This window comes from Endozoicomonas sp. ALE010, from assembly GCF_049310165.1.
Lineage (GTDB): Bacteria > Pseudomonadota > Gammaproteobacteria > Pseudomonadales > Endozoicomonadaceae > Endozoicomonas.
Window position 1 is genome coordinate 1 of the sequence record NZ_JBLYNV010000103.1, and the last position, 9910, is coordinate 9910.

Genomic DNA, 9910 nt, shown 5'->3' on the forward strand with positions numbered 1-9910 from the left:
ACTAGTTTCTAGCTGGTGGGTGATGACGGGATCGAACCGCCGACCCTCTGCTTGTAAGGCAGATGCTCTCCCAGCTGAGCTAATCACCCTGAACTCTTAATCAAAGAGATTGTTGAGAACTTTGCTTTGTTCTCTCAAGCTTCCCGAGAGCCCCTCTCAACAACGCGGCGAATTATAAGCAGCTAACCTGTTGATACGCAACAGTTATTAAAAACTTTTTTTTATACCCTCTGTTTCTTTATCAATATCAATAACTAATTTACGGTCAGGTTTTGTTAACATGTGCTTTCCATCACAGCCTTGAGCCCATACTCGGAAGTGCAGCCCGACCATATGGGAGAACAGGGATGGGACGATATGGAAAGCGGCCAAACTTCCGACCAATCAGGATTCTGAAACGATCATGTGGTTTAAAAATCTTATCTTTTACCGGTTTACCCAGCCATTCAAAACGTCCGTTGACGATCTTGAAGAGCAACTCCGCCAGAAACGCTTTCGCAGCTGTGGCAGTCAGGATATGAGCACCTATGGCTGGGTTCCTCCGTTAGGCAAACAGGGTGAACTGCTGACCCATGCCGGCAATGGGTTCGTTATGATCACCGCCCGCAAGGAAGAGAAAATTCTTCCCGCCAGCGTGATCAATGAAGCACTGGAAGAAAAAGTTGAACAGATTGAACAGGAACAGGACCGCCAGGTTTTCAGCAAAGAGAAAAAAGCATTAAAAGACGATGTACTGATGGAACTGCTGCCCAAAGCATTCAGCCGCAGCCAGAACACCTTTGCTTATATTGATCCGGCAAAAGGCTGGCTGGTGGTGGATGCCTCTTCATTCAAGAAAGCTGAAGAGCTGACTTCCTGCCTGCGTGAATGCCTTGGCAGTCTGCCGATTATTAACCCGCCACTGAAAAACATGCCATCCCATGCCATGACACGCTGGCTGGCCCAGGAGATCCCCATGCCTGACAAGCTGGTGCTCGGTGATGAGTGTGAGCTGCGTGAGCCCGGCGATGAAGGGGGACAGGTAAAAGTCAGTAAACAGGAATTGATTGGTGAAGAGGTTGAGGTTCACCTTCAGGCAGGAAAACAGGTCAGCAAAATGGCGCTGATTTGGAATGATGCCCTGAGCTTTGTGCTTGGTGATGACCTGGTCATTCGTAAACTGAAGTTCACCGACTCCGTTCAGGAACAGCTAGATGAAGTTAACGCTGAAACAGCAGCCGAACAGTTTGACGCTGACTTCGCCATCATGACGCTGACGTTGCAACAAATGCTGGATGAACTGGTGGAAAACCTTGGAGGAATAAGCGAAGAAGCACTGGAAAGACAGGAGGTGGCCAGCTTCTCGGTGGAAATCCCGGAAAAAGAGACCGTTTAAGCGGTTGAAGCAAAAAGCGCACGACGGTTAGAGAGTTTCCCTCTGTGCGCTTGATGATTTTTGCCTGTGAATTGCCTTCTGGTTTTGACGACAGCCAACGCTGCCAAGTAGCAAAAGCGCCACCTCTCAACCGCTCCCTGTTCTTTTCTGGACGCTACCAAGAAGCTGTTTTAGTTGTGGCACATCAAATTCTCTGCTGCCGGAAGGGAAGCCGCTGATAAAAATATTGTCATCGCTGAAATCTGATCCGATGACGTGTTGGAAATTACGCTTTATCTGCGCCTTAACCCCGGTAGCAAGATCCTGATAAAAAGAGGGACTCGACTTTCTTTCTTCACTGCGAATACTCGCAATAGCGTTATCCATTTTAGTGTAAACGAAATAGAGTGGGATACCCGCTTCTTTCACCTGACTTATCATAGTAGCAAGAGCATCAGAACGTACGGTGTTGAAACAATGAGGAACAATCACCGCATCATAGGCGAGGAGGCCTGAACGTTTGGCCATTGCCTCCGGGTTATAATCTGCCTTGATCTCTGGTAGTTCACACAAATAAACAGGTGTCTTATTTAGCCGGTAGCGCTTGGTATCCCGTTGCTTGGAGCGAACAACGGTTTCCCGGGCTGCGTCGGTCGCATTAACATCCACATCACGCAGAAGATTAATCAAAGCCGATTTTCCCCCGCAGTCGACCCCCAGAAACCCTATGTTGATGCACTGGGGGAAATTAACCGGTGACCCGGGATCAGGCTTCAGATTAGCATCGTGACCGGCAGCAGGTTTTGAGCGGTCAGTATTCTCGACCATTACCGATGGCTCGCCCGTCACAAGAGACTGGCCAGCCATTGGTATTGAAACCGACCGTTGGTACAGGTCAATGGTGGATGGCTGACTTTCCCCGACGGTGCCAAACAGTTTTTTTTTGACTGCTGATAATCCCGCTACAACCCGGCCGCAAAAATAGCTGATCAGGCGCAAAGGTTGTTTCAGGACGTAAGCGACAGCACTGCCGATTGCAGCTGCTCCATCGTACAAACAATTCATTATTAACCTCCTGATTCAACTGCTATCTCGACACCAATCCGGGTGAAAGAATGGCCCTCTTACTTTTTTGACCACAGGATCAATATAAAGTTCAGAAAAGATAGCACGAGCATTCCAGGAGACTGAGTCCGGGAATGCGAGTGGAGGATCAAGATTTGGTGAGACAAAATCAGTGCATTAAACCAAACAGCTTGCCGCGATAACGCTTGGCGATCGGATTACCCTGCCCCAGCTGATCAAACACCTGCAACATCAGCAGCCTGGCACCGTCTTCACGGAATTCACGGTCCCGACGAACAATCGTCAGCAAATTCTCCAGTGCCTCTTCATTCTGGTCAGCAATCACCAACCGGATCGCCAGCTGGTAGCGAGCCTCATGATCATTGTCATTATCCGCCAGCCGGGCTTCCAACTCATTCCGGGCAGGGGCGTCCGCAACCATTTCGTAGAAAGCCAGTTTGGCTTTCGGTTGGGCAATGCCTTCTGCATCGGCGGGGAGCACCGCCATCAACTGCCGGGCTTCGTCGATACGTCCCAGCTCCAGCAGCAGGTTTACCTGCAACACTTGCAGGGCATGGTTATCAGGCTCATCCTGCAAAATGTTCTGGAGCAACTCCAGTGCCTGGCCAGCTTCGCCTTCAGCCATCAGCGCTTCAACCTGCTGGCGAATCATTTCTGCCGGACTCATTGTCAACGGATCCAGCACTTCACGCAGCTGCTCTTCTGACTGAGGTCCACTGAACACCTTAACCGGTCTTCCCTGGTGCAAAACCACCTGTCCGGGTAACGCTCTTACCTGCAATTGACTCACCAGCTGCTGCGCCAGCATCTGCTCGGTTTCTGCGGCCACTTTCGCCAGTATCAGCTTCCCCTGGTAAGCAGCAGCCAACGCTTCCAGAACACCCAGCTGCGCCGAACAGGCCGGATCACTCTGCATACCTATATAGAGAAGCACGGGCTGATCTGCGGATTGCTGGAGCACTTCCTGAATATTCGCTTCTGTTACATCCACCACGAAGCTTTGCTCATTCATCACATTTGCCACCTTGAAATTCTGCTGGGATCAGGGCCTTTGCAGCAGCAATGACCACTAAACGATGAGGCAATAATAATGATACTTTCAGCTGACGATAAGGCCTTTGTCAGCATTTTTAACTCGCTGTTTTTTTTGCCCCCGGTTCCGTCTGAAGCAATGTGATTAAACACTTCACCGCAAGCCACCGGAGAATCGACCCGGCAGCACAAACTTTTTCTTTAAGAATATCTTGGAATTAACAGTACTTTGTATTAACAGACTTCAAGCCAACATCGCGATCATTACTTTACCCACAGAATCTGTGGATAAGTTTGTGGATGATCACTCACAACCCGTCACAAAGACCGATGTTTACTACCCCTTTATTAAACTGGTTATTTTTTGATCTATTTTTTTTCTATATTTTTCATGGACTTAGGATAAGTACTTACAAAATCAGTCACTTATGGCAGCGAAAAAAAATACACGTCAATCGCTTGACATTTGTGCATAAAAAAATTTTCCTCCCCCCTTGAACAAGAGCCATGAGCCATCCGCCGAAAACTCCGGGACGATGTCTAAATAACAAACAGTTATTAATAAACCCGATCCAAACTGAGCAGCCCCCTCACGATCTGCAGAGTGGTTTTGCTTCTTTTTCCTGTACAGAGAACACGGGTTATTTGCTATGATTTCCAACCGTACCTCCCCCCCCTTGCGCCGGGTAGAGCTGTATCACCATCATGGGTGATAAATCGACATTACAAAACAGAATACAGAACAGGTAGCCGCAATGAGTCTTGCTGATAAGGTCCTGGCCGTTAACAACGATCTCCCGATTCGCACCGACCTTCCTATTCACTCCGGCAAGGTACGCTCCGTTTACTGGCTTACCGAAGCGGACAGCCGACGACTGATCAACGAACAAGGCTATGATGTCGCTGCCGATGCACCACTGGCCATTATGGTTATTTCTGACCGAATCAGTGCCTTTGACTGTATCTGGCATGGTGAGGGGGGGCTGAACGGTGTCCCCGGCAAAGGCGCTGCGCTGAATGCGATCTCGAACCACTGGTTCAATCTCTTCAAACAACATGGCCTGGCGGACAGCCATATCCTGGCGATCCCTCATCCACTGGTCTGGATTGTCCAGAAAGCGCAACCGGTAATGATTGAAGCCATCGGTCGTCAATATATTACCGGCTCAATGTGGCGGGCCTACAGCAAAGGCGAACGGGAGTTCTGCGGTATACGACTTCCGGAAGGGCTGGAGAAAGATCAACCACTGCCGGGGCTACTGATTACCCCATCAACCAAGGGGGTGTTAACAGGCATTCCCGGAGTCCCTGAGGCGGATGACGTCAATATTACCCGCAAGGACCTGGAAGGTAATTACAGGGCTTTCAATTTTCGCCATCCTGATGATATTGACCGCTACGAAACCCTGCTTCAGGAAGGCTTCACGGTTATCAGCCAGTCCCTGACTGCCCTGGACCAGATGTTTGTTGATACCAAATTTGAGTTTGGTTACGTCACCGATGCCCGTGGACAGGAAAAGCTGATTTATATGGATGAGGTTGGCACGCCGGACTCTTCCAGAATCTGGGACGGTGAAGCCTATCGTCAGGGCGAGGTGATTGAAAATTCAAAAGAGAGCTTCCGGCAGTTTCTGCTTAATCACTTCCCTGAGCCTGATATCCTGCTGAATAAAGAGCGAATGCCGGAGCGGGAAGCCCTTGCCAGAGATCACGCACTGCCGGAAAGCGCATTAATGGACCTTTCCAGAACCTACACAGCGATTGCTGAAAAGATTACCGGTAAGCCTCTCAAACTTTCTGACAACCCCAAGGCCGAGATTATTGAAATTCTGGATAAGGAATATGGTTTGATCGATGCCAGATAAACCATCAAAAGGAACAACTGTCGTTCAGGGATAGATGCAATAAAGCAGGCTTACGCCTGCTTTATTTATTGAAGATCATTATTTATTGAAGATTGTCCTGAATCACCTTGAGCAGTCTCTGACTGACATCTGCAGGCGCTGAGGTATTCACATCCTTTTCTACAGAAAGCTGAACCGCCTCAGAGTAATTACTCACCCTGACCGTCAGCGTTTTCTGCTCATCAGACACATCGGAGTCTTGATCATCACTGAACCAACCTGACCAGAAGCTCTTTTTCTCTTGCTCCTGTTCCAGTTGTGGCACACTGTCAGCAAGATAGAAAAGACCGGCGGAACGGTTACGATCAACAACCTTCAGTCCAGCATTATCCATAGCGTTGGCAGCAGCGTCCCAGACACGGGCATAGGACAGGCCACGTACCGTCAGCACCGGGTTACCATTACCATCCCGGCCCGCTTCTGTGACTGAAGCAATATCAAGCCCCTGAGCCTGGAGAGAAACCGATGACTGAACATCATCCCGTGCCAGGTAAACCAGCATCTCTGAGAGCACATCGTTTGCCTTCCGCTTGCTTGGCTCTCCCAGGTTATCCCAGTTCTCAGGAGTCGCAGCCGGTTTCCCTTTTTTAGCCAATGGCCGACCCTGATGATAGACATAAACCTCCGTGGTTCCGCCTTTCAGGCCATTGCGAACCTCAAAGCGAAAGCGTTCTTCCATCGGCTCAAGATCATCAGCACCAAATAACTTACCGAATGTCCGGTACATCACACCGTGATCTTTATCCTTGCCAAAGTCATGCCACTGGGTTTCAACAATGCCTTTGTCAAACTCTGTGCTGGCAATGCCAACACCCAGCTCTTCCATCAGCCATTCAATATAGCCCAGCACACCAGGCAACACTTCACCCGGCCCACGATCAACGGACAACCATTCCTGACTGCCATCGCGTTCAAGGCTGTAATGATCACCTTCTTTTAACATCAACCGCTGGGAAGGCCTTGGAACTTCGAACTCCCGTGGCAGTTTCTGGTCAGTCAGGCCAGCCTCTGGAATCACCAGAATATCCCCCAGTTCCCTGGCCTGAGTTCCCGCCGGCAAGGTGATGGGCTCAGCGGTCTGCGCCTCGATGTAGTCTCCGGCACGATCCCGCAGATACCCCTGCTGGCCAAAAGGGTTGGCACAACCTGTCAGCACCAATGCGCTGATCACAACAGACAGGCCCAACCGGGCATGCCTTGGCAACTCACTGATCCTTTGACCTGGAACCATCAAATCAACCCCGCCTTTTGCAGTGCACTTCTAACATCGGAGTGATAACACTCCGACAGGGGCGTCAATGGTAAACGAATACCGTCCTTGATCATCCCCATCTCCTTTAATGCCCATTTTACTGGAATCGGATTGGCTTCCAGAAAGAGCTGACTGCTCAATGCTTCAATCCGGGCATTGAGCGCTTCTGCTGTACTGCGATCGCCCGCCGTGGCAGCAACACATAATTCATGCATAATCTTTGGTGCAACATTATTGACTACAGAGATAACGCCATTTGCCCCCTGGAGCATCAGCTCCATACCGGTAGCATCATCACCGGAGTAGATGGCAAAGTCTTCACCACACAACGCCCGAATCTGCTGGCCACGCTCAACAATGCCCGTGGCTTCCTTAACGCCGACAATATTGTCCAGCTGGCTCAGGCGACCAATGGTTTCCGGCAGCAGATCCACCGCCGTTCGGCCGGGAACATTATAGAGGATCTGGGGAATCGCCACCGATTCAGCCACCGTTTGGTAATGAAGGTAAAGCCCTTCCTGAGTCGGCTTGTTGTAATAAGGGGTCACCAGCAAACAGGCATCCACGCCCAGTGCCTTGGCTTCCGCCGTCAGGTGGACGGCCTCTGCGGTTGAGTTTGCCCCGGTACCGGCAATCACGGGAATCCGGCCATTCACCTGGTCCACCATGCGTTTTATGGCTTCACAATGTTCCTGCACCGTCAGAGTGGCTGACTCACCCGTGGTACCCACCACTACGATCCCATCCGTCCCCTGGTCAATATGATGCTCTACAAGGGCATGCATACTCTCCCAGTCCAGCTCACCATTGCCATACATGGGGGTAACAATAGCCACCAGGCTCCCGGTAATCATCAGTTCACTCCTAAAGGCAGAATCTTGCGTAATGTTACTAACGCCCTTTTACATTCACAAGGCCGAAATCCATCCCGGCCAGGCTGTTTATTGAACTTTGTTGAAAAACTGAAGTCGAATAAGATAAAAAGTTGGGAAAAAAAGAAGAGAAAAAGCTTAAAATTTTTGAATACCTTTTAAGACCTGCCTTTTTTTCAGTGATGGTTTAAACTAACTCCCCTGAAATTAATAATGACTAATGAGAGCGACTAAGGATAAAACATGAGCGTAACTCTGGGCCAACCCGTTCCTGACTTTACCGCCCAAGCGACCAGCGACACGACGGTCAAACTCTCTGAACTCAAAGGCCGTAAAGTCGTCCTGTTTTTCTACCCAAAAGACAATACCCCAGGCTGTACCAGTGAAGGACAGGCCTTCAGAGATCATTACAGCCAATTTCAAGAGTCAGACACGCTGGTCTTTGGCGTATCCAAAGATGGCATCAAGGCTCATGAAAACTTCCGGGCCAAACACGAGTTCCCTTTTGAGCTGATCTCCGATAAAGATGAAACGCTCTGCAAACTGTTTGACGTCATCAAGTTAAAGCAGATGTATGGCAAGGAGTATATGGGTATCGAGCGAAGCACCTTCCTGATCGATAGCAATGGTGTACTGCAACACGAGTGGCGAAAGGTTCGCATTAAAGGGCATGTTGAAGATGTTCTGCAGGCCGCACAAATGGTAGACACTCAGGCGCAGACCGACAGCAGTGACAACAGCAATGAAGAGGAGTAATAAAAACACTCTCTTGCGGACTGAAAAAGCGGGCATTGCCCACTTTTTCAGTAGTTGTCTTTAACTTAACTCCACATCCGCCACTGTCGGCCAGGCATTCATTACCGCCTTTAACAAGGTTGCCAGAGGAATGGCAAAAAAGATTCCCCAGAACCCCCACAAACCGCCAAACACCAGAACGGCAATAATAATAGCAACAGGATGAAGGTTCACCGCTTCAGAGAACAGCAGCGGCACCAGCACATTACCATCCAGCGCCTGAATGATCCCATAGCACACCATCAGAATCACAAACTGATCATCCAACCCCCATTGGAAAAAACCAATAATGGCAACGGGAATCGTCACCACGGTCGCCCCGATATAGGGCACAACAACCGAGAAACCGACCATCACCGCCAGAAGCGCAGAATAGCTTAACCCTAACAGGGCAAACAGCACATAACTGACACCCCCGACAATAACAATTTCTATCGCCTTCCCCCGGATATAGTTGGCAATCTGGTCATTCATCTCATCAGCAACCTGGTCAATCAGCCTGCGACGGCGAGGGAGAATACCGGCCATCCAGCCCAGCAAAACCTCTTTATCCTTGAGAAAAAAGAAAACCAGGATAGGCACCAGAATCAGGTAGACCAGAAGAGCAACAATACCGGGGAGCTTGGACAGCGAAAAAGACAATACCCACTGACCAAAGTCGGCCAGGTGCTTATTAATGGTTGTGACCAGCAGGCTGACCTGGTGTTCAGAAACAAAACCGGGGTATAGATCTGGCAAACTCACCAGCAACGCCTGCCCTTGGCGAACCATGCCTGGCATGGCATTTAACAGGTGTGTCACCTGTTCCCACACCAGTGGCACCACCACAAAAATCACCAGCAACAACGCGGCAACAAATCCGGTAAAAACCAGGTTAACGGCCAGAAGATGAGGCATTCGCTGTCGCTCAAGCCAGTTCACCAGGCCTTGCATCAGAAACGCAAAAATCAAAGCAGCCAATGCCGGTGCCAGCATTTTTCCCATGGTCAGCACAACAACAAAGCCAACCAGCAACAGGATCAGAAGAACAATCGCTTCCTGATCCGAGAGATAGCTGTGCAACCATCCCTTAATGACATTCAGCATCAAATGCTCCGTTAGTTATTCAACGACTCAAGATTCATTATTCAACTCAAATCCCTTACTACTTATGCTGCAATGTATGGATATAAACGCCGTGTTCTTCTTCACTGGCCAGCAGGATATGCCCGCTGATATTAGCAAAGCTGGCAAAATCCCTGACCGAACCGGGATCTGTCGCATACACTCTGATAACCTGACCTGACTGCATTCGACTGAGTGCCTGTTTGGCTTTCAGCAGTGGCAGTGGACAGTTCATACCTTTAAGATCAAGCTCCTGATCAACATCCATAATAACGACTCATTCTTTACAGGCTGCAACAGTAAAAACACCCAACGTGAATATCAACGACAGTTTAACCGTCAAAACTGTTTAAGCACTTTAGCGGGCAACTGGTTAAAAGAGGAAATATCCCGTCTATGAACAACCACTATTATGACTACTTAAGTAGCTAACCATATGAAATCATATATTTCTGACTCCTTGTTCAGGCACTCTGCTTCGTTACAACTCCGGTCACATAGCTACGGCTAT

9 protein-coding genes and 1 tRNA gene are annotated in these 9910 nt (G+C 49.4%); 3 read left to right on the top strand and 7 right to left on the bottom strand.

The window, feature by feature from the left end; all coding sequences use genetic code 11:
* Nucleotides 1-13: 13 nt before the first annotated feature.
* Nucleotides 14-89, bottom strand: a tRNA-Val gene (locus ACO6UY_RS23165).
* Nucleotides 90-403: 314 nt separating this feature from the next.
* Between ACO6UY_RS23165 and rdgC the strand changes: the two genes are divergently transcribed.
* Nucleotides 404-1375, top strand: coding sequence for a recombination-associated protein RdgC (rdgC, locus tag ACO6UY_RS23170; RefSeq protein WP_163372131.1), 972 nt, complete (start codon nucleotides 404-406; stop codon nucleotides 1373-1375).
* A gap of 126 nt (nucleotides 1376-1501) precedes the next feature.
* Here the strand turns inward: rdgC and ACO6UY_RS23175 are convergent, their stop codons facing one another.
* Complete coding sequence (locus ACO6UY_RS23175; protein ID WP_422451078.1) at nucleotides 1502-2419, bottom strand: hypothetical protein; 918 nt, start codon at nucleotides 2417-2419, stop codon at nucleotides 1502-1504.
* Between the two features lie 169 nt (nucleotides 2420-2588).
* Nucleotides 2589-3452 (bottom strand): co-chaperone YbbN, encoded by an 864-nt coding sequence (locus ACO6UY_RS23180; protein ID WP_422451076.1) that lies wholly within the window; start codon nucleotides 3450-3452, stop codon nucleotides 2589-2591.
* A gap of 775 nt (nucleotides 3453-4227) precedes the next feature.
* On the opposite strand from ACO6UY_RS23180, the gene ACO6UY_RS23185 reads away from it, so the two are divergent.
* A complete protein-coding gene (locus tag ACO6UY_RS23185; RefSeq protein ID WP_422451074.1) occupies nucleotides 4228-5337 on the top strand; it encodes a phosphoribosylaminoimidazolesuccinocarboxamide synthase in 1110 nt (369 codons plus the stop codon).
* 82 nt (nucleotides 5338-5419) lie between these two features.
* On the opposite strand, the gene bamC is transcribed toward ACO6UY_RS23185, so the two are convergent.
* Both bamC and dapA read right to left on the bottom strand, forming a co-directional pair.
* Nucleotides 5420-6607 (bottom strand): outer membrane protein assembly factor BamC, encoded by a 1188-nt coding sequence (bamC, locus tag ACO6UY_RS23190; protein ID WP_422451073.1) that lies wholly within the window; start codon nucleotides 6605-6607, stop codon nucleotides 5420-5422.
* Nucleotides 6607-7482 (bottom strand): 4-hydroxy-tetrahydrodipicolinate synthase, encoded by an 876-nt coding sequence (gene dapA / locus ACO6UY_RS23195; RefSeq protein ID WP_422451071.1) that lies wholly within the window; start codon nucleotides 7480-7482, stop codon nucleotides 6607-6609. The genes bamC and dapA overlap by 1 nt, the downstream gene beginning before the upstream one ends.
* Before the next feature lie 261 nt (nucleotides 7483-7743).
* On the opposite strand from dapA, the gene ACO6UY_RS23200 reads away from it, so the two are divergent.
* The gene (locus ACO6UY_RS23200; RefSeq protein WP_269674951.1) at nucleotides 7744-8256 is read left to right on the top strand and encodes a peroxiredoxin; all 513 of its coding nucleotides are present in this window, start codon (nucleotides 7744-7746) and stop codon (nucleotides 8254-8256) included.
* Between the two features lie 60 nt (nucleotides 8257-8316).
* Here the strand turns inward: ACO6UY_RS23200 and ACO6UY_RS23205 are convergent, their stop codons facing one another.
* Nucleotides 8317-9381, bottom strand: a complete 1065-nt coding sequence (locus ACO6UY_RS23205; RefSeq protein ID WP_422451069.1) for an AI-2E family transporter — start codon at nucleotides 9379-9381, stop codon at nucleotides 8317-8319.
* Between the two features lie 58 nt (nucleotides 9382-9439).
* Nucleotides 9440-9667 (bottom strand): sulfurtransferase TusA family protein, encoded by a 228-nt coding sequence (locus ACO6UY_RS23210; RefSeq protein WP_101746343.1) that lies wholly within the window; start codon nucleotides 9665-9667, stop codon nucleotides 9440-9442.
* Between the last annotated feature and the right edge of the window lie 243 nt (nucleotides 9668-9910).